22 protein-coding genes are annotated in these 22881 nt (G+C 61.1%); 20 read left to right on the plus strand and 2 right to left on the minus strand.

The window, feature by feature from the left end:
* The first annotated feature begins 514 nt into the window (after positions 1-514).
* From FHK92_RS10225 to FHK92_RS10240, 4 genes are read left to right on the plus strand one after another with little or no spacing between them, the layout of a single operon-like run.
* Entirely contained in the window at positions 515-985 is a 471-nt protein-coding gene (locus FHK92_RS10225) for a (2Fe-2S)-binding protein (RefSeq protein WP_181288046.1), read from the plus strand.
* Positions 982-3294, plus strand: a complete 2313-nt coding sequence (locus tag FHK92_RS10230) for a xanthine dehydrogenase family protein molybdopterin-binding subunit (protein ID WP_181287936.1) — start codon at positions 982-984, stop codon at positions 3292-3294. Before FHK92_RS10225 ends, FHK92_RS10230 begins: the two co-directional genes overlap by 4 nt.
* Positions 3294-4265: an XdhC family protein gene (locus FHK92_RS10235; protein ID WP_181287937.1), complete on the plus strand. Its 972-nt coding sequence runs from the start codon at positions 3294-3296 to the stop codon at positions 4263-4265. Before FHK92_RS10230 ends, FHK92_RS10235 begins: the two co-directional genes overlap by 1 nt.
* Before the next feature lie 20 nt (positions 4266-4285).
* Positions 4286-4876 (plus strand): nucleotidyltransferase family protein, encoded by a 591-nt coding sequence (locus tag FHK92_RS10240; RefSeq protein ID WP_181287938.1) that lies wholly within the window; start codon positions 4286-4288, stop codon positions 4874-4876.
* Between the two features lie 252 nt (positions 4877-5128).
* Here FHK92_RS10240 and rne read toward each other — a convergent pair whose 3' ends face one another.
* Entirely contained in the window at positions 5129-8338 is a 3210-nt protein-coding gene (gene rne, locus FHK92_RS10245; protein ID WP_375154607.1) for a ribonuclease E, read from the minus strand.
* Between the two features lie 699 nt (positions 8339-9037).
* Here rne and rluC point away from each other — a divergent pair.
* The 3 genes from rluC to FHK92_RS10260 are packed head-to-tail and all read left to right on the plus strand — an operon-like array spanning position 9038 to position 11656.
* Entirely contained in the window at positions 9038-9994 is a 957-nt protein-coding gene (rluC, locus tag FHK92_RS10250; protein ID WP_181287940.1) for a 23S rRNA pseudouridine(955/2504/2580) synthase RluC, read from the plus strand.
* Positions 9984-10646, plus strand: a complete 663-nt coding sequence (locus tag FHK92_RS10255; protein WP_181287941.1) for an HAD-IA family hydrolase — start codon at positions 9984-9986, stop codon at positions 10644-10646. Before rluC ends, FHK92_RS10255 begins: the two co-directional genes overlap by 11 nt.
* A gap of 20 nt (positions 10647-10666) precedes the next feature.
* The gene (locus tag FHK92_RS10260) at positions 10667-11656 is read left to right on the plus strand and encodes a S49 family peptidase (RefSeq protein WP_181287942.1); all 990 of its coding nucleotides are present in this window, start codon (positions 10667-10669) and stop codon (positions 11654-11656) included.
* A gap of 167 nt (positions 11657-11823) precedes the next feature.
* Here the strand turns inward: FHK92_RS10260 and FHK92_RS10265 are convergent, their stop codons facing one another.
* Complete coding sequence (locus FHK92_RS10265) at positions 11824-12402, minus strand: Maf family protein (protein ID WP_181287943.1); 579 nt, start codon at positions 12400-12402, stop codon at positions 11824-11826.
* Positions 12403-12507: 105 nt separating this feature from the next.
* On the opposite strand from FHK92_RS10265, the gene FHK92_RS10270 reads away from it, so the two are divergent.
* The 13 genes from FHK92_RS10270 (at position 12508) to FHK92_RS10330 (ending at position 22660) form a co-directional block, all read left to right on the plus strand.
* Positions 12508-13035, plus strand: coding sequence for a YceD family protein (locus tag FHK92_RS10270; protein WP_181287944.1), 528 nt, complete (start codon positions 12508-12510; stop codon positions 13033-13035).
* A 13-nt stretch (positions 13036-13048) separates the two neighbouring features.
* Complete coding sequence (gene rpmF, locus FHK92_RS10275) at positions 13049-13231, plus strand: 50S ribosomal protein L32 (RefSeq protein WP_003179396.1); 183 nt, start codon at positions 13049-13051, stop codon at positions 13229-13231.
* 4 nt (positions 13232-13235) lie between these two features.
* Positions 13236-14246, plus strand: a complete 1011-nt coding sequence (gene plsX / locus FHK92_RS10280; RefSeq protein ID WP_181287945.1) for a phosphate acyltransferase PlsX — start codon at positions 13236-13238, stop codon at positions 14244-14246.
* 123 nt (positions 14247-14369) lie between these two features.
* Positions 14370-15308, plus strand: a complete 939-nt coding sequence (gene fabD / locus FHK92_RS10285; RefSeq protein ID WP_181287946.1) for an ACP S-malonyltransferase — start codon at positions 14370-14372, stop codon at positions 15306-15308.
* A 15-nt stretch (positions 15309-15323) separates the two neighbouring features.
* Positions 15324-16067 (plus strand): 3-oxoacyl-ACP reductase FabG, encoded by a 744-nt coding sequence (fabG, locus tag FHK92_RS10290; protein ID WP_030137707.1) that lies wholly within the window; start codon positions 15324-15326, stop codon positions 16065-16067.
* Positions 16068-16257: 190 nt separating this feature from the next.
* Positions 16258-16494, plus strand: a complete 237-nt coding sequence (acpP, locus tag FHK92_RS10295) for an acyl carrier protein (protein ID WP_003175607.1) — start codon at positions 16258-16260, stop codon at positions 16492-16494.
* A gap of 108 nt (positions 16495-16602) precedes the next feature.
* Positions 16603-17847, plus strand: a complete 1245-nt coding sequence (gene fabF / locus FHK92_RS10300) for a beta-ketoacyl-ACP synthase II (protein ID WP_181287947.1) — start codon at positions 16603-16605, stop codon at positions 17845-17847.
* A complete protein-coding gene (pabC, locus tag FHK92_RS10305; protein WP_181287948.1) occupies positions 17847-18662 on the plus strand; it encodes an aminodeoxychorismate lyase in 816 nt (271 codons plus the stop codon). Before fabF ends, pabC begins: the two co-directional genes overlap by 1 nt.
* A 3-nt stretch (positions 18663-18665) precedes the next feature.
* Entirely contained in the window at positions 18666-19826 is a 1161-nt protein-coding gene (gene mltG / locus FHK92_RS10310) for an endolytic transglycosylase MltG (RefSeq protein WP_181287949.1), read from the plus strand.
* Between the two features lie 19 nt (positions 19827-19845).
* Positions 19846-20478: a dTMP kinase gene (gene tmk / locus FHK92_RS10315; protein ID WP_181287950.1), complete on the plus strand. Its 633-nt coding sequence runs from the start codon at positions 19846-19848 to the stop codon at positions 20476-20478.
* On the plus strand, positions 20471-21457 hold the full coding sequence (locus tag FHK92_RS10320; protein WP_181287951.1) for a DNA polymerase III subunit delta': 987 nt from the start codon (positions 20471-20473) through the stop codon (positions 21455-21457). The genes tmk and FHK92_RS10320 overlap by 8 nt, the downstream gene beginning before the upstream one ends.
* 40 nt (positions 21458-21497) lie before the next feature.
* On the plus strand, positions 21498-21854 hold the full coding sequence (locus tag FHK92_RS10325) for a PilZ domain-containing protein (protein WP_181287952.1): 357 nt from the start codon (positions 21498-21500) through the stop codon (positions 21852-21854).
* Between the two features lie 11 nt (positions 21855-21865).
* Entirely contained in the window at positions 21866-22660 is a 795-nt protein-coding gene (locus FHK92_RS10330) for a TatD family hydrolase (protein ID WP_181287953.1), read from the plus strand.
* Positions 22661-22881: the final 221 nt, after the last annotated feature.

Here is a 22881-nt window from a genome sequence, read left to right on the forward strand (position 1 = left end):
GGTCGGGAGTGGGTTAGTCATGGATGCCCCTGGAAAACCACGCTCATGGCGCGTGGTTTTTTGTTGTCGAGGGGACCAGATTGGCTCACGGCGAAGGGCAGATACCATAGGCAAACCGCCCGTTCTGAAAATTCAGAAGCGTCCTATAAAGGCGCGTTCCTATTCCTTAGGAAGTTGCCTACAGGGGAGCCGATTTCTTGCAGAAATCAGTGGATGACGGACGTACTGGCCGTGATTTTTCCAATTCAGGAAGGGCAGGATCGAGCTTGGTAAAACGCTCTGGGTGTTCTGCCGAAATTCATTCGTGCAGGATTGTGCAGGGCGTTTTGCCTGTTCCTGGGTTAATTTAATTGGCTGACGATGCGATCACTCGCATCCAAAAGGCCCGGCGCAGACGCTTGCTCGTGTGTGCACAAGAGAGCCCGATTAGCCTGAGCCAGTCTGCGATATCGAACCGATAACCCAACGGCAGATGGCTCGCCCCCCATAACTCGATAACGATGCGGGCGTGCCCATGATTACCCTGAAACTCAATGGAAAAGACCACACACTGGATGTGACCGAGGACATGCCGCTGCTATGGGCGATCCGAGACGTGGCCGGCTACAACGGCACCAAGTTCGGCTGCGGCATGGGCTTGTGCGGCGCGTGCACCATTCATATCGACGGCGCTCCGGCGCGCAGTTGCATCACGCCGATCGGCTCGGTGAAAGGCCAGGACATCAGCACCATCGACGCGCTTCATGTCGACCCGGTCGGGCAAGTGGTCCAGAAGGCCTGGCTGGATACCGCCGTGGCACAGTGCGGTTATTGCCAGGGCGGGCAAATCATGTCTGCCACGGCGTTGCTCAAGACCAATCCCAACCCCAGCGACGAGCAGATCGAAGAAGCCATGGCTGGCAACATTTGCCGCTGCGGCACGTACAACCGGATCAAGACTGCGATCCGCCAGGCTTCCAGCCACTTGAAGGAGGCCAAGGCATGAGCCGTCTGCCCAATGATTTCGTGCTGAGCAACCTCAGCCGTCGGAGTTTCCTCAAGGGCGCCAGCGCCACCGGCGTGCTGGTGCTGGCGGCCACCTGGGGGGTGCCGGATGCCTTCGCCGAAGAGAAGAAATATGGCGCTGAGGGGATGCCCCATGGCGCGGTCGATGACCCCAAGATTTACGTAAGCATTGCCGCCGACGGTAGCGTGACCGTGATCTGCAACCGTTCGGAAATGGGCCAGGGCGTACGCACCAGCCTGAGCATGGTGGTGGCCGACGAACTGGATGCCGACTGGGCGCTCGTCAAGGTTCGGCAAGCACCGGCGGACGAGGCGCGTTTTGGCAACCAGGACACTGACGGTTCGCGCAGCATGCGCCACTGGTACGAGCCGATGCGTCGCTGCGGTGCCGCCGCCCGGACCATGCTCGAACTGGCCGCCGCCGCCCAGTGGAAGGTGCCGGTTGGCGAATGCCACGCGCAACTGCACAAAGTGGTGCATCAGCCTTCAGGTCGAGAGTTGGGTTATGGCGAATTGGCTGCCGCCGCCAGTGCCTTGCCAGTGCCGGGGCGTGACAGCCTGCGTCTCAAGCAGCCCTCGGAGTTTCGCTATATCGGCAAGGAAGCGAGCCGCGCCATCGACGGTGCGGACATCGTCAACGGTCGCGCGGTGTTCGGCGCCGACGTGCATTTCGACGGCATGCTCTATGCCGTCGTGGCGCGCCCGCCGGTCTATGGCGGCAAGGTCAAGTCCGTCGACAGCAGTGCAGCGCTGAAAGTATCGGGCGTGGTCAAAGTGGTGCAGATCGAGGGGCGTCCGTTGCCCTCCGAATTCCAGCCGCTGGGCGGCGTCGCCGTGGTGGCGAAGAACACCTGGGCGGCGATCAAGGGCCGCGAAGCACTGAAAATCCAATGGGACGATGGCCCGAATGCCGGTTACGACTCCATTGCCTACCGCAAGGAACTGGAAGCCGCCGCTCGCAAGCCGGGAAAAGTCCTGCGCAGCACCGGCGACCTCGACGCCGCGCTGGCCAAGGCCGATTCGACGTTGGAGGCTTCGTACTACCTGCCGCACCTGTCCCAGTCGCCCATGGAACCGATGGTCGCCGTCGCCCGGTTCGAGGACGGCCAATGCGAAGCCTGGGCGCCGAGCCAGGACCCGCAGGTCACCCGTGAACGCGTGGCCGAGCGCCTGGGCATTCCTTTCGAGAAGGTCACGGTCAACATCACGTTGTTGGGCGGCGGTTTCGGGCGCAAGGCAAAACCCGACTTTGTCGTCGAAGCGGCCGTGCTGGCCAAGGAGTTTCCCGGCCAGGCAGTACGGGTGCAATGGACCCGGGAGGACGACATTCATCATTCGTACTTCCACACCGTCTCGGCCGAATACCTGAAGGCCAGCCTGAACCAGGACGGGCTGCCCTCCGGTTGGCTGCACCGCACCGTGGCCCCGACAATCACCGCGCTGTTCGCGCCGGGCGCGATCCACCAAGCGCCGTTCGAAGTGGGGATGGGCGTGACGAACATGGCCTACGCCATTCCTAACATGCGCCTGGAAAATCCCGAGGCGGTGGCCCACACGCGGGTTGGCTGGTACCGCTCGGTGTCGAATATTCCCCATGGGTTCGCTATCCAGAGCTTCATCGACGAATTGGCGCACAAGGCCGGCCAGGATCCGCTGAAGTATCACCTCAAACTGCTCGGCCCGGACCGCAAGATCGATCCGAACAGCCTCAATGACACTAACTACCGTGAATCCCCCGAGCTCTATCCCATCGATACGGCGCGAATCCGCACCGTGCTGGAAACCGCCGCGAAGGCTGCCGGTTGGGGGCGTGTGCTACCCAAGGGACGAGGATTGGGATTGGCGGTGCATTACAGCTTCGTCACTTACGTGGCGGCGGCGCTCGAAGTCGAGGTCAAGGACGACGGCACGGTAATCGTGCACAAGGCGGACATCGCCGTGGATTGTGGCCCGCAGATCAACCCTGAGCGCATCCGCTCGCAGTTCGAAGGCGCCTGCGTCATGGGCCTGGGTAACGCGATGGTCGGGGAGATCAGTTTCAAGGACGGCAAGGTCCAGCAGGATAATTTCCACATGTACGAAGTCGCGCGCATGTCCCTGGCTCCGAAGGAAGTCGCGGTGCACATGGTCACTCCGCCGGGTGAGGTGCCGTTGGGCGGTGTCGGCGAGCCGGGCGTGCCACCTATTGCACCAGCCCTGTGCAACGCGATCTTCGCCGCCACCGGCAAGCGTATCCGTGATCTGCCCGTGCGTTATCAGCTGCAAGGCTGGCAACAGGCCAAAGCCTGATGGACAGCGTTGACCTGAACGTATTGCGCAGCGTGCTGGAATGGCGTTGCGCCGGCCAGCGGGTGGTGTTGTTCACTGTGGTCCAGACCTGGGGTACCGCGCCAAGGCCTCCGGGGGCCATGTTGGCCCTGCGCGAGGATGGCGTGGTGATCGGGTCGGTGTCGGGCGGCTGTGTCGAGGATGACCTGATCGCCCGACTGCACGACGGGCGCATTCCGGCGGACGGTCCGCCGGTGCAACTCATCACCTACGGCGTCACCCGCGAGGAGGCGGCGCGCTTCGGCCTGCCGTGTGGCGGCACCTTGCGCCTGACGGAGGAACGGGTGGGCGATCCTCACTGGGTTGCCGAGTTGCTGGAGCGTTGCGAGGCCCATGAGATCGTCGCCCGTGAGCTGACGATTGCAACTGGTCGCGTGACTCTGGCTCCGGCGAGCAAAACTGACGCCCTGGTGTTCGATGGGCAGGTGCTGCGCGCCATTTATGGCCCTCGTTGGCGGCTTTTGTTGATCGGCGCCGGGCAGCTGTCCCGCTACGTGGCGGAAATGGCTCGCTTGCTGGATTTCGAGGTGTTGATCTGTGATCCGCGCAAGGAGTTCGTCTACGGTTGGGAAGAGCAACATGGCCGCTTTGTCTCGGGCATGCCCGACGAGGCCGTGCTGAGCATCCAGACTGACGAGCGCACAGCCATCGTAGCCTTGACCCACGATCCACGTTTGGATGACATGGCGCTGCTCACCGCCCTGGACTCCAAGGCTTTCTACGTTGGTGCCCTGGGCTCGCGGGTCAACAGCCAGAAGCGGCGGGATAACCTGGCTCAGCTAGGCTTGTCCGCAGAGGCGATCGGACGCCTGCACGGGCCGATCGGCTTGCACATCGGCAGCCACACCCCGGCGGAAATCGCCTTGTCGCTGCTGGCTGAAATCGTGGCCATCAAGAATGGCGTGGAGCTGCGGCAAAAAAAATCGCTGTAGGCCGTGGGCGAGGAGGGCGTATGGGAAAATCGATAGGCGTGATTATCCTGGCAGCGGGATCGGGCAGTCGTTTCCGTCAGGTGGCCGGTGCGGACAAGGATAAGTTGCTGGCCGACTGCACGGGGCGTGATGGCGCCGTCCGGTCGGTGATCGAACATGTACTGGTCAACCTGCCTGCGTCACTGGGAAAACGCGTGCTGGTGGCGAGCAAGGGGCGGCCGCAAGCCGTTCGGATAGCCCAGGCTTACGGGTGCGACTTTGTCGAACTGGACTCGACCGGGTTGGGCGACAGCATTGCTGCGGGCGTCCAGGCCTGCCCGGACCTTGATGGATGGCTGATTGTTTTGGGCGATATGCCTTTTATCTTGCCGTCCAGCATCGAGCGGGTGGCGGCGGGGATACGCGAGGATGGCATCAGTGTTCCGGTCCTGGCGGGTGAGTACGGGCATCCGGTGGGATTTGGTCGTGGGTTTGGACCGAAACTGATGGGGCTGACAGGCGATCGTGGTGCCAAGGTGCTTTTTGCCGGGGCGCAGGTGGCCGAAGTCCCGGTGGATGATCTAGGCGTCACATGGGATGTGGATGTGCCTGAGGCGCTGGCCTTTAAATAAATCTTATTGATGAACAGTGATTCTGTGTCGGTAGCACATCTCCTGATGTGGGAGCGAGCCTGCTCGCGATAGCGGTGTGTCAGCTTGCGATGAAGTGACTGCGTCGCCGCCTTCGCGAGCAGGCTCGCTCCCACATTGGATTTTCAGTGGCTATAAATCTTGTGCAAGGGCGCAGCTCTTGTGGATAAGTCCGAAGGCATAAAAAAGCCCCGCCTGGCATGACCAGGCGGGGCTTTTTACTGGGCGGTGGAATCAGGCGTGAGGTTTAGGCTCGTGCTCTTTTTCCAGGGCTTCAGTGTGGCGCGGAGCAACTTCGACTTCTTCAGCGGTGTGCTGGGGCTCGTCGAACGCCGGGGCTGCTGGTTCGGCTGGGGTTTCAGCGGCCGGGGCAGGGGCTGCCTCGACGACTTCTTCCACGACTGGAGCCGGTTCGGCAGCAGGCGCTTGAGCGGCGGCAGCGGCAGCTTGTTCGGCTTCCTTCTGCAGGCGCTCGGCTTCACGCTTGCGGCGACGCACTTCACGTGGATCGTTCGGGGCGCGGCCATTCGCGGTCAGGGCGCTGGCAGGTGCAGGCTCTTGCGCGGGGGCAGGCGCTTCGACAGCCACCGGTGCTTCGACCACTGGAGCGGGTTCGACCATTTCTGGCTCGACCGCTTTTACGAGCTCTGGCGTTGGCTCAGGCTCGACAACAGGTGCTGGTGCGGCTGGCTCTGCGGTCCAGTTGAATGCAGTCTGCTCCTCGCGGGCAGGCTCTGGAGCCTTTTCCTCTGCCGGTGCCTCGACAACCGGTTCGGCAGCGACGACGGAGGCTTCAGCGACCGGCGTTGGCTCGGCGGCGACTTCAGCTTCAGGCTGGGCTTCACGTGCCGGCGCAAGTTCCACTTCTGGCGAAGCGGTGACTTCTACCGGGGCAGTGGATTCGACGACAGGGGCTTCAACTGGCGCGTCTTCCACCGCAGCGGTGGCGCGTTCAGCCTGCTCGTTTGCCTGGGCTTCGGCCGGAGCGCTGATCGCACTGCTGGCAACGGCCGCGGTGACGGCCAGGCCGGCAGCCAGGTCGGCAGCGCTTGGCGCTTCGGCGTTTTCGGAGGACTCGGATTCTTCCGAGCCTTCGATCACGTTGCCGTTGGCATCGCGCTGACGCTCACGACGGTTGCTGCGACGACGCTGGCCACGGGAGCGACGACGTGGACGATCGCCTTCGGCGATATCCTGGCCATCTTCCTGTACTTGCTCTTCGGCGTTCAGCAGTTCTTCTTCGCTGGCAGCGGCGGCGGCCTGCTCGGCGCGAGGCTGGCGTTCTTCACGTGGAGGACGCGGTGCGCGTTCTTCGCGAGGCTGGCGAGCCGGACGCTCTTCAGCAGTGGCGGCAGCGGCTACAGCGGCGGCCGGGGCGGCATCCAGTGGCTCGCGCAGTTCGCGAACACGTTCTTCACGCTCGCCACGCGGCTTGCGATCTTCACGCGGCGCACGAGGCTGACGCTCTTCACGCGGCGGACGCGGTGCTCGCTCTTCGCGGGCTACGGCTGGCGCTTCTTCGCGGACTTCGCGAGGCTGGCGTTCTTCGCGCGGCTCACGTGGCGCGCGCTCTTCACGCGGTGCACGTTCTTCGCGGGGCTTGCGCTCTTCGTCGCGACGACCGTTGCGGTTGCGGGTTTGCTGGCGACCGTTGCGGCGCTCTTCGTTGCGGGCAGGGCGCTCGGTAGCGGCCGGCTTGGCGACGACGGCCGGGGCGGCAGGCTCTTCCTTGGTGGCGAACAGGCTGACCAGGGACTTCACCAGGCCTTTGAACAGGCTTGGCTCTGGTGCTGCGACCGGGGTCGCGACCGGAGCGGCCACTTCGGTCGGAACCGGAGCGTTGGCGCGGGCCGGAGCGGTCTTGACCGCTGCTTCCTGGCGAACCAGGGTGCGAGTGGCGGCAGCCGGCTGCACGTCTTCCACTTCGGCAGCGGCAGCAGCGATTTCGTAGCTGGACTGGTTGGTGTGGGCTTCAGGGCTGTCATCGCGCAGGCGCTGCACTTCGAAGTGCGGCGTCTCGAGGTGATCGTTCGGCAGGATGACGATGCGGGCACGGGTACGCAGTTCGATCTTGGTGATCGAGTTGCGTTTTTCGTTGAGCAGGAACGCGGCCACCGGGATCGGCACCTGGGCACGGACTTCGGCGGTGCGGTCTTTCAGGGCTTCTTCTTCGATCAGGCGCAGGATCGCCAGGGACAGCGATTCAACATCACGGATGATGCCGGTGCCGTTGCAACGCGGGCAAACGATGCCGCTGCTTTCGCCCAGGGACGGACGCAGGCGTTGACGGGACATTTCCAGCAGGCCGAAGCGCGAGATGCGACCGACCTGTACGCGGGCGCGGTCGGCCTCCAGGCACTCACGGACCTTTTCTTCCACGGCGCGCTGGTTCTTGGCCGGGGTCATGTCGATGAAGTCGATGACAATCAGGCCGCCGATATCACGCAGGCGCAACTGACGAGCGATTTCCTCGGCGGCTTCAAGGTTGGTCTGCAAAGCGGTTTCTTCGATGTCGCTGCCTTTGGTGGCGCGTGCCGAATTGATGTCGATGGACACCAGGGCTTCGGTCGGATCGATGACGATGGAACCGCCGGACGGCAGCTCGACGACGCGCTGGAAAGCGGTCTCGATCTGGCTTTCGATCTGGAAGCGGTTGAACAGCGGAACGCTGTCTTCGTAGAGCTTGATCTTGCTGGCGTACTGCGGCATCACCTGGCGGATGAAGGTCAGGGCTTCGTCCTGGGCTTCGACGCTGTCGATCAGCACTTCGCCGATGTCCTGGCGCAGGTAGTCGCGGATGGCGCGGATGATCACGTTGCTTTCCTGGTAGATCAGGAACGGCGCGGAGCGATCCAGCGAAGCTTCTTTGATGGCGGTCCACAGTTGCAGCAGGTAGTCGAGGTCCCACTGCATTTCTTCGCTGCTGCGGCCCAGGCCGGCAGTGCGAACGATCAGGCCCATGTCGGCGGGTGCGACCAGGCCGTTGAGGGCTTCACGCAGTTCGTTGCGCTCTTCGCCTTCGATGCGACGGGAAATGCCGCCAGCACGCGGGTTGTTCGGCATCAGGACCAGGTAACGGCCGGCGAGGCTGATGAAGGTGGTCAGGGCGGCGCCCTTGTTGCCACGTTCTTCTTTCTCGACCTGGACAATGACTTCCTGGCCTTCGCTCAGGACGTCCTTGATGTTGACGCGGCCTTCGGGGGCCTTCTTGAAGTATTCGCGGGAGATTTCTTTGAGGGGCAGGAAGCCGTGGCGCTCGGAGCCGAAATCGACAAAGGCAGCCTCAAGGCTTGGTTCGATGCGAGTAATCCGGCCTTTATAGATGTTGGCCTTCTTCTGCTCGCGTGCACCGGATTCGATATCCAGGTCGTAGAGGCGCTGGCCGTCTACCAGTGCAACACGCAACTCTTCGGGTTGAGTTGCGTTAATCAGCATTCTTTTCATGTAGTACCGTCGGTTTCCGGGCTGCCGGAAACGGCGTTCGGCACACACGACTTCTCACGGTCGGTGTCAGGTGCGTCCTGGAGATGGCAGTGCCATTCCAGTGTCCAGCGAGTTCGACCCAATGGCGGCGAAGTCGCGACGGACGCGTCCTGCTTGCTGGTACTCAAGCACTCAGTCAGGAGGAGGAATCAACCGGCGCCTGTGGACGAGATGAAGCGTCTAAATATAAGCCTAGTGCTACACAGTCCGACGGTTGTACATCTCCACCCTACACGTATCCCTGATAATTCGGGTGCTGCCGCGCGCAGAATCCGCAGCGGGTTGGCATTTACCGTGAGCTCCGAAAGGGGAGGTCACGCATCATGGCTAATTTAGGCGTTGTTTCCGAAGCTCTCGCTCGGGGTCGTTTCCGGGTGACTGCACTTTGTGAACTGGCCGTGAATGTGGCACGCAAGGCGAGTCAGAACTCTGCTTTGCGGCGTATTTCAGGCCTCATGTCACCTGCGCTCGTTACACCTGCAAACTCTGCCGTTACGTAGCAAGAACCCCGTAGGACGGCCTCTCGTCCTCGTGAATTGCGTTGGTCAGGGCCGGTTTTTGACCGCTAGTCCGCTGTCCAGCCGCTTTTGGCGGCGTTCGCGACTATAGCAGCAATGATTAAGTGCTTCAATTCCATAAAAAATTGTTATGATCGCCGCCATGACGACTACTGCCCCTTCGACCCCTGGCGTTCAACTGCTTGAGGTCTCGCCGGAATATGCCGGCCAACGAATCGATAATTTCTTGCTAGCCCGGCTCAAAGGCGTGCCCAAGACCTTGATCTACCGCATTTTGCGCAAAGGCGAAGTGCGGGTGAACAAAGGTCGGATCAAGCCCGAGTACAAGCTCCAGGCTGGTGACATCGTGCGCGTGCCGCCGGTTCGCGTGCCCGAGCGCGATGAGCCGGTGCCCCTGGCCCAGGGGCTGCTGCAGCGCCTTGAAGCCTCGATTATCTATGAAGACAAAGCCCTGATCGTGGTCAACAAGCCCGCAGGCATTGCGGTCCATGGTGGCAGCGGCCTGAATTTCGGCGTGATCGAAGCCTTTCGTCAGTTGCGTCCAGATACCAAGGAATTGGAGCTGGTTCATCGCCTCGACCGCGATACTTCCGGTCTGCTGATGATCGCCAAGAAGCGCAGCATGTTGCGTCACCTGCACGAGCAATTGCGTGGCGATGGTGTCGACAAGCGCTACATGGCGCTGGTACGTGGGCGTTGGGATACCTCCGTCAAGCAAGTCCGTGCACCGTTGCTCAAGAGCAACCTGCGTTCAGGCGAGCGCATGGTGGAGGTCAACGAGGAAGGCAAGGAGGCGCTGACCATATTCAAGGTGCTTCGGCGCTTCGGCGACTTTGCCACCATGGTCGAGGCCAAGCCGGTCACCGGCCGCACCCACCAGATCCGCGTCCACACGCTGCATGCCGGACACTGCATCGCCGGCGACAGCAAATACGGCGATGACGATTTCACCAAGGAAATCCGCGACTTGGGTGGCAAGCGCCTGTTTCTGCATGCCTACATGTTGACCGTGCCGCTGCCCGATGGCGGCGAGCTGAAATTGCAGGCTCCCGTCGATGATATGTGGGCCAAAACCGTGGAGCGGTTGAGTGCATCCTGACTACAAGCTGCTGATATTCGATTGGGACGGCACTCTGGCGAACTCCATCGGTCGGATCGTGGACGCGATGCACGTTGCGTCGGATCGTACGGGGTTTCCCCGGCGCGATGATCTGGCGGTAAAAGGCATCATCGGTCTCGGCTTGCCGGAGGCGATTCGCAGCCTTTATCCGGAAATCGACGACGGTGAGCTGATCGTTTTTCGCCAGCATTATGCCGACCATTACATTGCCCTGGAAGCCGAGCCTTCGCCGTTGTTTGATGGCGTGGTGGAAACGCTCGACGCCTTGCGCGAAGAGGGGTATCACCTGGCAGTCGCGACCGGCAAGGCCAGGCGTGGGTTGGATCGGGTGTTGAAGGCTCATGGCTGGGAAGATTATTTCGATATCACCCGCGCTGCGGATGAAACCGCAAGCAAGCCACATCCATTAATGCTTGAGCAGATCCTCGCCCATTGCGATGTGTCGCCTGGACAGGCGCTGATGGTCGGCGACTCGTCGTTTGACCTGCAGATGGCCAGCAATGCTGGCATGGGGTCGGTGGCTGTCAGCTACGGCGCGCAGACGATCGAGGCGTTGAAGGCCTTCGAGCCGTGCCTGGCGATTGACCGCTTTCCTGAATTGCACGCCTGGTTGAGCCGGCGTGCCGATTAAGTTTTGATGGAGAGGCATGCATGACGGACGAATGGAAGGCCCCGGCCAAGGCAAGCGCCGAAAGCGGTGACGAGAAAAGCTGGAAGCTGTTGGAGAAGACCCTGCTTGCCAGTGTGCAAGAGCAGCGTCGCTCACGCCGCTGGGGTATTTTCTTCAAATTACTGACCTTCGTTTATCTCTTTGGCGCGCTCATGCTCTTCACGCCGCTGATGAGCATCGAAAAGAACGCCGTCAGCGGCTCGGCTTACACCGCGTTGATCGACATCGAAGGCATGATCGCCGACAAGGAGTCTGCGAGTGCGGACAACATCGTCGGCAGCCTGCGGGCAGCGTTCGAGGACCCAAAGGTCAAGGGCGTGGTGCTGCGCATCAACAGCCCGGGCGGCAGTCCAGTGCAGTCGGGTTATGTCTATGACGAGATTGTTCGGTTGCGCGGCTTGCATCCGGACATCAAGGTCTATGCGGTGATCGCCGATCTCGGCGCATCAGGCGCCTATTACATTGCCAGTGCGGCGGACCAGATCTATGCCGACAAGGCCAGCCTGGTCGGCTCCATTGGCGTGACAGCGGCCGGTTATGGATTTGTCGGGACCATGGAAAAGCTTGGTGTGGAGCGTCGGGTTTATACCTCCGGTGAGCACAAGTCGTTTCTTGATCCGTTCCAGCCACAAAAGCCTGAGGAAACCGCCTTCTGGCAAGGCGTGCTGGACACCACCCACAATCAGTTCATTGCCAGCGTCAAGAAAGGGCGGGGCGACCGTTTGAAGGACAAAGAGCACCCGGAGCTGTTTTCCGGGCTGGTCTGGTCTGGCGAGCAGGCCTTGCCCCTGGGCTTGATCGATGGCCTGGGCAGTGCCAGCTCCGTGGCGCGGGATGTGATCGGTCAGAAGGATCTGGTGGATTTCACCATCGAAGAGTCGCCGTTTGACCGCTTCTCGAAGAAGTTGGGGGCTAGCATTGCCGAGCATTTGGCGATGTGGATGGGCTTCCAAGGGCCGGCGTTGCGCTAGGTTCCTTGCGCTCTGGTTGGCGGGGCTACTGTGGCGAGGGGATTTATCCCCGTTGGGGCACGGAGCGACCCTGAAGGTTGATGCCTCGGTGCATCAGAGCGATTGAGGGGGCTGCTGCGCAGCCCAGCGGGGATAAATCCCCTCGCCACAAATGGGTTGCCTAGGTTTCAGGGAATGTCAACGCCCTCAGCCAGCAACATATCCACAAGACGAATCAGCGGCAGGCCAATCAGGCTCGTGGCGTCCGGGCCTTCAGTGCTCTGGAACAGGCTCACACCGAGGCCCTCGGCCTTGAAGCTGCCCGCGCAGTCGTATGGCTGTTCGGTGCGCAGGTAGCGCTCCACGCGAGCCGGATCCAGCGTCCGCATATTCACGGTGAACGGAACGCAGTCGACCTGGCATCGGCCTGTCTGGCTGTTAAGCAGCGCCAGGCCGGTCAGGAAGGTTACTTTGGCGCCGCTGGCGGCCATTAGCTGCTCGCAGGCATTCTCGAACGTGTGGGGCTTGCCCAGGATGCGCTCGCCGAGCACGGCGACCTGGTCCGAGCCGATGATCAGGTGTGCTGGGTGTCTGTCGGCCAATGCCAGGGCCTTTTCCCGGGCCAGGCGCTTTACCAGGTCGACCGCAGCTTCGTCGGGGTAGCGGCTTTCGTCGATGTCTGGCGAGCTGCAGACGAATGGCAGCCCCAGGCGGGCGAGCAGTTCCCGGCGATAAACCGAGCTTGAGGCGAGTAATAAAGGCAGCATGGCGCTCTCCGATGGGCAGGGGAGGATTCTAGCCAGGCGCGCAAGTGACGGACAGGGCTGAATTTCCTTTGACATGGCCCGGTGCATCCCTATAATGCTGCGCCTATGTTGAATGACCCGATTCCACCTCACGTTGACCCGCGCAAATTGGCTGACCGTGGCACCACCCTTCAAGGTGAACTGCTGCTGGCCGATTTGAAGAGACTCTGCGACCCGCTTTCCGACGATGTCGGGACGGTCCAGGCCAAATTCGTTTTTGAGCGAGATGAACGTAAATCTGTGGTAATCCACAGCTTTATCGACACTGAAGTCAAAATGATTTGCCAGCGTTGTCTTGAGCTGGTCACCCTGCCGATCCACAGCGAATGCAGTTACGCCGTGGTGAAGGAGGGTGCGAATACCCAGTCGTTGCCGAAAGGTTATGACGTGCTGGAACTGGGCGAAGATCCATTGGATCTGCAGTCACTGATCGAGGAGGAGCTTCTGCTCGCCTTGCCCATTGTGCCTGCTCATCATCCGGAAGAATGCCAGCAGCCGGCGGGAGCAGATGAGCCCGAACCGAGCGAGGACGAGGTAACGCGGTCCAACCCGTTCAGTGTATTGGCGCAGTTAAAGCGTGACCCAAACGTTTAGGAGTTAATCAATTATGGCTGTTCAGCAGAACAAAAAATCCCGCTCCGCCCGTGACATGCGCCGTTCGCACGACGCTCTCGAGGCTAGCACCCTGTCTGTAGAAAAAACCACTGGTGAAGTTCACCTGCGTCACCACGTATCGCCAGAAGGCGTATACCGTGGCCGTAAAGTGATCGACAAGGGCGCCGACGAGTAATCACTTGTCCGCTCAAGTCATCGCGATTGACGCAATGGGCGGGGACTTCGGTCCCCGCAGCATTGTTCAGGCCAGCCTTGCTTGTCTGAATGCTACACCCTCGCTGCATCTGACCCTCGTCGGTCAACCCTCTCTCCTTGAAGAATTGCTCAACGGCCAATCGGCTGTCGATCGTGCGCGCCTGACAATTGTGCCAGCTTCCGAAGTCATCACCATGGACGAGAAGCCGGCGCAGGCCCTGCGCGGCAAACCCGACGCGTCGATGCGGGTAGCCCTTGAACTGCTGCGCGACGGTAAGGTCCAGGCCTGTGTCAGTGCGGGCAATACCGGGGCGCTGATGGCGCTGTCCCGTTATGTGCTGAAGACATTGCCGGGGATTGATCGTCCGGCAATGGTCGCGGCGATCCCGACCCAGAGCGGGTTCTGCCAACTGCTCGATTTGGGCGCCAACGTCGATTGCAGTGCCGAGCACCTTCTGCAATTCGCTGTGATGGGCTCGGTTGCCGCGCAAACCCTCGGTATCGCGCGACCTCGCGTTGCGCTGCTGAACATTGGCACCGAAGACATCAAGGGGAACCAGCAGGTCAAGCTGGCGGCGACCTTGTTGCAAAATGCGCGGGGCATCCATTACATCGGATTCGTCGAAGGCGATGGCCTCTATCGAGGCGAGGCCGATGTGGTGGTCTGTGATGGTTTCGTTGGCAATATCCTGCTCAAGTCCAGCGAGGGGCTGGCGACCATGATCGGTCAGCGCATCGAGACATTGTTCAAGCAAAGCCTGGCTTCGCGGATGGTAGGTGCCCTGGCGCTGCCATTGATGCGGCGGCTGCAGGCAGACCTGGCGCCGGCGCGGCACAACGGTGCGAGTTTCCTCGGACTGCAAGGCATCGTCATCAAGAGCCATGGTTCAGCGGGCGTGCAGGGATTTCAAAGTGCGATCAACCGGGCGGTGATTGAAGTGCAGGAAAACCTGCCGGAACGCCTGCACGGCCGTCTCGAAGATTTGTTAACTTAGGCGTTTTCGTCTGACAATGCTTAAATGTGACCGGTCGGTTCAAGCCGCCATCCAACTGTCAGTTTCCTAGCGCCCCCAGGGGCGTCAATTTTTGACGACAAGATCATTAGGGGCTTTGTTTTCATGTCTGCTTCCCTCGCATTCGTCTTTCCAGGACAGGGCTCGCAGTCCCTCGGCATGCTGGCCGAGCTGGGCGCGCAATACCCGCTGATCCTCGAAACATTCAAAGAAGCATCCGACGCGCTCGGCTACGACTTGTGGGCACTGACCCAGCAAGGGCCGGAAGAGCAACTCAATCAAACCGATAAAACCCAACCGGCCATCCTCACCGCCTCGATTGCCTTGTGGCGCCTGTGGCTGGCTGAAGGCGGCGCGCGCCCGGCATTCGTCGCCGGTCACAGTCTGGGTGAATACAGCGCCCTCGTGGCCGCTGGCAGCCTGAGCCTGGCTGATGCGGTGAAACTGGTGGAGCGTCGTGGCCAGTTGATGCAAGAAGCCGTTCCGGCCGGGCAGGGCGGCATGGCCGCGATCCTCGGCCTGGAAGATGCCGATGTGTTGGCTGCCTGTGCTGAAGCGGCGCAAGGCGACGTGGTCAGCGCGGTCAACTTCAACTCGCCGGGCCAGGTGGTTATCGCCGGGGCCAAGGCCGCCGTGGAGCGCGCCATCGAAGGCTGCAAGGCTCGTGGCGCCAAGCGCGCCATGCCATTGCCGGTCAGCGTGCCTTCGCATTGCGAGCTGATGCGTCCGGCCGCCGAGCGCTTTGCCGAGTCCATTGCCGCCATCGACTGGCAGGCTCCGCAGATTCCTGTGGTGCAGAACGTCAGCGCCAACGTGGCGCCGGATCTCGAGACGCTCAAGCGCGATTTGCTGGAGCAGCTCTACAAGCCGGTTCGCTGGGTTGAGTCGGTGCAGACGCTGGCCGCCAAGGGCGCGACCGAACTGGTCGAATGCGGCCCTGGCAAGGTGCTGGCCGGCCTGAACAAGCGCTGCGCCGAAGGCGTGTCCACTTCCAATCTCAACACCCCAGACGCTTTCGCTGCCGCTCGCGCAGCGCAAGCCTGAACAGGAGAAGCTTGCATGAGTCTGCAAGGTAAAGTTGCACTGGTGACCGGTGCAAGCCGCGGCATCGGCCAGGCCATCGCCCTGGAACTGGGTCGTCAAGGCGCCATCGTTGTCGGCACCGCGACGTCCGCTTCGGGCGCCGAGCGTATCGCCGCGACCTTGAAGGAAAACGGCATCCAGGGCACCGGGCTTGAGCTCAACGTGACCAGCGACGAATCCGTTGCCGCCGTGTTGGCAAGCATCCAGGAACAGTTCGGTGCGCCGGCAATCCTGGTTAATAATGCTGGCATCACCCGCGATAACCTGATGATGCGCATGAAAGATGACGAGTGGTTCGACGTGGTCGACACCAACCTGAACAGCCTGTACCGGCTGTCCAAGGGCGTCTTGCGCGGTATGACCAAGGCACGTTGGGGCCGAATTATCAGTATCGGCTCGGTTGTGGGTGCCATGGGCAACGCAGGCCAAGTAAACTATGCTGCGGCGAAAGCCGGTCTGGAAGGTTTCAGCCGTGCGCTGGCACGAGAAGTCGGTTCGCGCTCGATTACGGTAAACTCGGTTGCACCGGGTTTCATCGACACCGACATGACCCGTGAACTGCCGGAAGCACAGCGTGAAGCCTTGTTGACCCAGATTCCGCTGGGTCGTCTGGGGCAAGCTCAAGAAATCGCGTCTGTGGTCGCTTTTCTTGCTTCGGACGGTGCGGCATACGTGACTGGGGCTACAATCCCGGTGAACGGCGGGATGTACATGAGTTAAATGTGACGGATTGCTTCAAAAAATGTCATACGAGCTGTCTAAAATCCGTTATAAAGCTGCAATCTATTTATAGGCGGCGGGCCCCCGGGTTCGAGGAGTGAAGCTTTCGGTTGAAAAACCGAAAAGTCTTTCTATACACTTACCCACCGGCCAGCTGCCTGAATTTGTCCATTAGGAGTGAAAACAAGGTATGAGCACCATCGAAGAGCGCGTCAAGAAAATCGTTGCCGAGCAACTGGGCGTTAAAGAAGAAGAAGTTGTGAACACCGCTTCCTTCGTTGAAGACCTGGGTGCCGACTCCCTTGACACTGTTGAGCTGGTGATGGCTCTGGAAGAGGAATTCGAGACCGAGATTCCTGACGAAGAAGCTGAAAAGATCACTACTGTACAAGCTGCTATCGACTACGTTACCAGCCACCAGGCGTAATCGTTTTTAGTCGTCGCTAGCTGTCATGGAAAAACCGCACTGCCATCACGGCGTGCGGTTTTTTCTTTAGGCCTGATGCAAAGTCGTCATTTGAAAAAGGAGAGTGCTGTGTCGCGTAGACGCGTCGTAGTCACCGGTATGGGTATGTTGTCGCCACTGGGCACGGATGTGCCAAGCAGTTGGCAGGGCATTCTGGCTGGCCGTAGTGGCATTGGTCTGATCGAACACACCGACCTTTCTGCCTATTCCACCCGTTTTGGCGGCTCGGTAAAAGGCTTCAATGTCGAGGAATACCTGTCGGTCAAGGAAGCTCGCAAGCTTGACCTATTCATTCAATACGGCTTGGCAGCCGGGTTCCAGGCGGTGCGCAACGCCGGGCTGGAAGTGACCGATGCCAACCGCGAACGCATCGGCGTGGCCATGGGCTCGGGTATTGGCGGCTTGACCAATATCGAAGAAACCAGCCGTACGCTGCACGATTCGGGGCCGCGACGGATTTCTCCGTTCTTCGTGCCGGGCTCGATCATCAATATGATTTCCGGTTTCCTGTCCATCCACCTGGGTGCACAGGGGCCTAACTACGCCATTGCCACGGCGTGCACCACCGGCACCCACTGCATCGGTATGGCCGCGCGCAACATCATGTACGACGAAGCCGACGTGATGATTGCAGGCGGCGCCGAAATGGCCGCTTGCGGCCTCGGTATGGGCGGTTTCGGCGCATCCCGTGCGCTGTCGACCCGCAACGATGAGCCTGCCCGCGCGAGCCGGCCATGGGACAAGGGCCGCGACGGCTTCGTGTTGTCCGACGGCGCCGGTGCACTGGTGCTCGAAGAGCTGGAACACGCCAAGGCCCGCGGTGCGACCATCTATGCCGAGCTGATCGGTTTTGGCACCAGTGGCGATGCGTACCACATGACGTCGCCTCCGGCCGATGGCGCCGGTGCCGCCCGTTGCATCGCCAATGCCTTGCGTGACGCGAAAATCAACGGCGATCAAGTGCAATACATCAACGCCCATGGCACTTCGACTTCGGCGGGTGACTTGGCCGAAGCCCAGGCGATCAAGACGGTGTTTGGCGAACATGCCTACAAGCTGGCGGTCAGCTCCACCAAGTCCATGACCGGTCACCTGTTGGGTGCGGCAGGGGCAGTGGAAGCGATTTTCAGCGTCTTGGCGATCAACAGCCAGACGGCGCCGCCGACCATCAACCTCGATGAGCCGGACGAAGGGTGTGACTTGGACTTCGTGCCACATACGGCCCGTGGCATGGACATCGACGTGGTGTTGTCCAACTCCTTCGGCTTTGGCGGGACCAACGGCTCGCTGGTGTTCCGCCGGTTCGCAGGTTGATGGAGAGCTGGGTCGACGGTCAACCGGCTGACATGCTGTCGCTGAAAGATCGCGGCCTGGCTTATGGCGATGGGTTGTTCGAGACCATTGCCGTGCGCAATGGCATGCCACTCTTGCTGGAGCGCCATTTGCAGCGCCTGGAAACAGGCTGCCAGCGATTGGCGCTCAGGGTCGACATGACGGTAGTGAGCGCCGAGCTGAGCGCTTACGCCCGGCGTCAGGGTGACGGCGTGATGAAACTGATCGTGACCCGTGGCGACAGTCAGCGTGGTTATGGCGCCGATCCCTCGGCCGCCGCCCGACGCATCCTGCAAGGCAGCGCTCCTGTTGCTTATCCCGCTGCCCATGCCGAGCAAGGCGTCCTTCTGTTTCCCTGTTCAGTGCGCTTGTCCGAGCAGCCTTTGCTTGCCGGTCTCAAGCATCTCAATCGCCTGGAACAGGTGCTGGCCCGTGCCGAGTGGACTGATTCGCGGTATGCCGACGGCTTGATGCAGGACGCGTCCGGGCGGGTGATCGAAGGCGTGTTCAGCAATCTGTTCCTGGTGCGCGATGGCGTTTTGTCTACAGCGGATCTGAGCCGTTGTGGTGTCGCCGGGGTGATGCGCGCAGAATTGTTGTTTCAAGCTGATACCCAAGGTATCGCTACGCAAATCATGGACATCAGCCTCGAACAGTTGCACCAGGCCGATGAGGTCTTTGTCTGCAACAGCGTATATGGCGTGTGGCCGGTACTCGGATGCGGTTCGGCACGCTGGTCGGCTGGCCCACTCACCCGTAAACTGCAGACCCTTGCCCGTGCGCTATTGGATGCTTGATTCGTGAGACGTAAATTCTTGCTGCTGCTGGAAACCGGACTGGTTCTGGCAGGGCTGTTGTTGGGCGCTTCGGCCTGGAAGATTCATTCGGCGCTGCAACAGCCGCTGAACATCACCCAGGAAGAGTTGTTGGACGTACCCAACGGGACCACCCCCACCGGAACCCTGAAGCGCCTCGAAGCCGACGGCCTGATCAAGGACGCCTTCTGGCTGCGTATCTATTGGCGCTTCAATCTTGCCGACCAGCCATTGCACTCCGGTGAATATCGGATGGTGCCGGGCATGACCATGGACGCCTTGATCGGCGTCTGGAAGCGCGGAGATGTGGTGCAGTACAGCGTGACGCTGGTGGAGGGCTGGAATTTCCGTCAGGTGCGCGCCGCACTGGCCAAGGACGAAAAACTCCAGCAGACCCTCGCCGGCCTGAGTGACAGCCAGGTCATGGATCGCCTTGGTCATTCAGGCGTCTTTCCTGAAGGCCGGTTCTTTCCGGATACCTACCGCTTCGTGCGGGGCACCACCGATGCCGATCTGTTGAAGAAAGCCTACGATCGGCTGGACGACGTGCTTGCCAAGGAGTGGGCACAGCGTGCCGCCGACGTCCCGTACAACCAACCCTATCAGGCCCTGATCATGGCCTCCCTGATTGAAAAGGAAACCGGGGTGCCCCAGGAACGTGGCCAGATCGCGGGTGTGTTCGTGCGTCGCCTGCGCCTGGGCATGCTGCTGCAGACTGATCCGACCGTGATCTATGGCCTGGGCGAGCGCTACACCGGCAAGCTCACCCGTGCCCATCTGAAAGAAGAAAATCCCTATAACACTTACCTGATCCCAGGTTTGCCACCGACACCGATTGCAATGGTAGGGCGCGAAGCGATCCACGCGGCCTTGAACCCGGCCGACGGCAACAGCCTTTACTTCGTTGCTCGTGGCGATGGCAGCCATGTCTTTTCCGATGACCTGGAGACGCACAACAACGCAGTGCGCGAATTCCAGCTCAAGCGCCGTGCCGATTACCGCTCCAGTCCGGCCCCGGCGGCCACGGAAAATTCGGCACCGATTCCCGCAGCGTCACCGGATACGGCGCCGGAAGCCGTGCCTCAGGTGCCGCCGCAAGAGCCTGCCCCCGAACCGAATGCAAGCGAGCCACCGAGCCCGCAATGACTTTGATTGAGGATCGTCTGTGACTGGCTTGTTTATCACATTGGAAGGCCCCGAAGGCGCCGGCAAGAGCACCAATCGCGAGTACCTCGCCGAGCGCCTGCGCGCAGCCGGTATCGAGGTGGTACTGACCCGCGAGCCGGGCGGCACGCCGCTGGCCGAGCGGATTCGCGAGGTGCTGCTGGCGCCTGCCGATGAGGTCATGAATCCCGATACCGAACTGTTGCTGGTGTTTGCCGCCCGGGCACAGCATCTGGCCGAGGTGATTCGCCCGGCGCTGGCTCGCGGCGCTGTCGTGTTGTGCGACCGCTTTACCGATTCGACTTACGCCTATCAGGGCGGCGGGCGTGGCTTGTCCCTAGAACGCATCACGACGCTGGAAACCTTTGTCCAGGGTGACCTGCGTCCCGACCTGACCCTGGTTTTCGACCTGCCGGTGGAAATCGGCCTGGCACGGGCAAGCGCTCGCGGCCGGTTGGACCGCTTCGAGCTCGAAGGGCAGGCTTTCTTCAACACCGTGCGCAATGCCTTCCTGGGGCGCGCCAAGGCCGATCCGGCGCGTTATCTGTTGATCGATGCCGCTCAGCCGTTGACGCAGGTCCAGCAATCGCTGGAGGGTTTGTTGCCGCGCTTGCTGGAGCGTGCCCGTGGCTGAAGCTTATCCTTGGCAGGACGGCCTTTGGCAACAACTGGCGGGCCGTGCCCAGCACGCCCATGCCTACCTGTTGCATGGCCCGGGCGGCATTGGCAAGCGAGCGCTGGCCGAACGCCTGATGGCCAGCCTGCTGTGCCAGGCCCCGACGGCCTCGAATGCCTGCGGTGAATGCAAGTCCTGCTTGCTGCTCAGGGCCGGTAGTCATCCTGACAATTACGTGCTGGAGCCGGAAGAGGCGGACAAGGCGATCAAGGTCGACCAGGTTCGTGACCTGGTCAGCTTTGTGGTCCAGACCTCGCAGATGGGTGGGCGCAAAGTGGTGCTGATCGAGCCGGTGGAGTCGATGAACATCAACGCCGCCAACGCCTTGCTCAAGAGCCTTGAAGAGCCTTCCGGCGATACCGTGCTGTTGCTGGTCAGCCATCAGCCAAGCCGATTGCTGCCGACCATCAAGAGCCGTTGCGTTCAGCAGGCCTGTCCGCTACCCAGCGAGGCAATGAGCCTGCAATGGCTGGGCAAGGCCTTGCCTGACAGCTCCGACGAAGAACGCGTCGAACTGCTGACCCTGGCCGCCGGTTCACCGCTGGCGGCGGTCAGCCTCCAGGCCCAGGGCGTGCGTGAGCAGCGGGCGCTGGTTGTGGACGGTGTGAAGAAGCTGCTCAAGCAGCAGCAATCGCCGACACAACTGGCCGAGGGGTGGAACGCCATTCCCTTGTTGCTGTTGTTCGACTGGTTCTGCGACTGGTCGAGCCTGATCCTGCGTTATCAGCTCACCGAGGACGAAGCCGGTCTCGGATTGCCCGATATGCGCAAGGTGATCCAGTACCTGGCGCAAAAAAGCAGCCAGGACAAAATCTTGAACATTCAGGACTGGATTCTTGCCCAACGTCAGAAGGTGCTGAGCAAGGCGAACCTCAATCGCGTGTTGTTGCTGGAGGCGCTGTTGGTGCAATGGGCGAGTTTGCCTGGTCGTAACTGACAGAGACACTAGACTCAGCTCAATCGCAGCGGAGATCAGCATGAACGAACCTGTCAGTCCCGGGCCACGCAACGGCATCCTGTCCCTGACCATCAAGGACAAATCCGTGCTTTACGCGGCCTACATGCCGTTTATCAAGAACGGCGGCCTGTTCATTCCCACCAACAAGAATTATCGCCTGGGCGACGAGGTGTTCATGCTGTTGAGCCTGATGGACGAACCGGAGAAGATCCCGGTCGCCGGCAAGGTCATCTGGATAACCCCCAAAGGCGCCCAGGGCAACCGGGCCGCCGGCGTTGGCGTGCAGTTCAACGACGGCGACAACTCGGCGCGCAATCAGATCGAAACCCACCTGGCCGGATCGCTCAAGTCCGACCGTCCTACCCATACGATGTAGCCTGGCCCCTTATGCTCGTAGACTCTCATTGCCACCTCGATCGCCTCGACCTTGCCGCCCACGGTGGTTCCCTGGACGCCGCGCTGGATGCCGCGCGCCAGCGGGGCGTCGGACATTTCCTGTGCATCGGCGTCAGCGCCGACAACGCCGCCGACGTCAAGGTACTGGCCGAACGTTACGAGGATGTCGATTGTTCGGTCGGCATCCACCCGTTGGACGTACAACCGGACGCTTCGCCCGCCCTGGATTGGCTGCTGCATGAACTCGACCATCCTCGGGTCGTCGCCATCGGCGAAACCGGTCTCGATTATCACTACGAGCCGGAGGCCGCCGAGGTACAGCAGGCGTCGTTCCGCTTGCATCTTGAAGCCGCAAGACAGACCGGCAAACCGGTGATTATCCACACCCGTGGGGCCCGGGCCGATACCTTGGCCCTGTTGCGCGACGCGGCGTTGCCCCAGGCCGGTGTGTTGCATTGCTTCACTGAAGATTGGGACATGGCCAAGGCTGCGCTGGACATGGGTTATTACATTTCCTTGTCCGGTATCGTCACGTTCCGTAATGCCGACGCCTTGCGCGACGTTGCCAGCAAGGTGCCGGCCGATCGCCTCTTGGTCGAGACCGACTCGCCTTACCTGGCGCCGATCCCGTATCGCGGTAAGCCAAACCTTCCGCAATACGTGCGGGAAGTGGCGGAATTCCTGGCGATGTTGCGGGGCGAATCCTATGGCCGGTTCGCGGAACAAACCACCGAAAACTTCAAGCGGCTGTTCCCATTGGCGCGCGTCCGTTCGCCGATGGCCTGAAACCGAGGCAAAAAAAACCCGGGTTCTGGGGGGTGAATCCGGGTTAAGACCATTAGGAGTAAAACAAAGGCACGCGGTCCGTTGGCACCTTTATCGGCACGTCACTTGGGGGAGATGTCGCGCCGACAGTTCAAGTATTGATCACTATGGCAGTGCGTCCAGTTTCATCGGGTTGGTTTTTAAACAAATTTGGAATACGTTCGCTTCGGATAGGTTCTCAC

The sequence above is a fragment of the Pseudomonas brassicacearum subsp. neoaurantiaca genome (assembly GCF_013608025.1).
Lineage (GTDB): Bacteria > Pseudomonadota > Gammaproteobacteria > Pseudomonadales > Pseudomonadaceae > Aquipseudomonas.

Bases quoted from the DNA above. Each gene is read 5' to 3' on its own strand.
- FHK92_RS10225 (WP_181288046.1), top strand. From the start codon at position 515: ATGATTACCCTGAAACTCAATGGAAAAGACCACACACTGGATGTGACC.
- FHK92_RS10230 (WP_181287936.1), top strand. From the start codon at position 982: ATGAGCCGTCTGCCCAATGATTTCGTGCTGAGCAACCTCAGCCGTCGG.
- FHK92_RS10235 (WP_181287937.1), top strand. From the start codon at position 3,294: ATGGACAGCGTTGACCTGAACGTATTGCGCAGCGTGCTGGAATGGCGT.
- FHK92_RS10240 (WP_181287938.1), top strand. From the start codon at position 4,286: ATGGGAAAATCGATAGGCGTGATTATCCTGGCAGCGGGATCGGGCAGT.
- rne (WP_375154607.1), bottom strand. From the start codon at position 8,338: ATGAAAAGAATGCTGATTAACGCAACTCAACCCGAAGAGTTGCGTGTT.
- rluC (WP_181287940.1), top strand. From the start codon at position 9,038: ATGACGACTACTGCCCCTTCGACCCCTGGCGTTCAACTGCTTGAGGTC.
- FHK92_RS10260 (WP_181287942.1), top strand. From the start codon at position 10,667: ATGACGGACGAATGGAAGGCCCCGGCCAAGGCAAGCGCCGAAAGCGGT.
- FHK92_RS10265 (WP_181287943.1), bottom strand. From the start codon at position 12,402: ATGCTGCCTTTATTACTCGCCTCAAGCTCGGTTTATCGCCGGGAACTG.
- FHK92_RS10270 (WP_181287944.1), top strand. From the start codon at position 12,508: ATGTTGAATGACCCGATTCCACCTCACGTTGACCCGCGCAAATTGGCT.
- rpmF (WP_003179396.1), top strand. From the start codon at position 13,049: ATGGCTGTTCAGCAGAACAAAAAATCCCGCTCCGCCCGTGACATGCGC.
- fabD (WP_181287946.1), top strand. From the start codon at position 14,370: ATGTCTGCTTCCCTCGCATTCGTCTTTCCAGGACAGGGCTCGCAGTCC.
- fabG (WP_030137707.1), top strand. From the start codon at position 15,324: ATGAGTCTGCAAGGTAAAGTTGCACTGGTGACCGGTGCAAGCCGCGGC.
- acpP (WP_003175607.1), top strand. From the start codon at position 16,258: ATGAGCACCATCGAAGAGCGCGTCAAGAAAATCGTTGCCGAGCAACTG.
- pabC (WP_181287948.1), top strand. From the start codon at position 17,847: ATGGAGAGCTGGGTCGACGGTCAACCGGCTGACATGCTGTCGCTGAAA.
- FHK92_RS10325 (WP_181287952.1), top strand. From the start codon at position 21,498: ATGAACGAACCTGTCAGTCCCGGGCCACGCAACGGCATCCTGTCCCTG.
- FHK92_RS10330 (WP_181287953.1), top strand. From the start codon at position 21,866: ATGCTCGTAGACTCTCATTGCCACCTCGATCGCCTCGACCTTGCCGCC.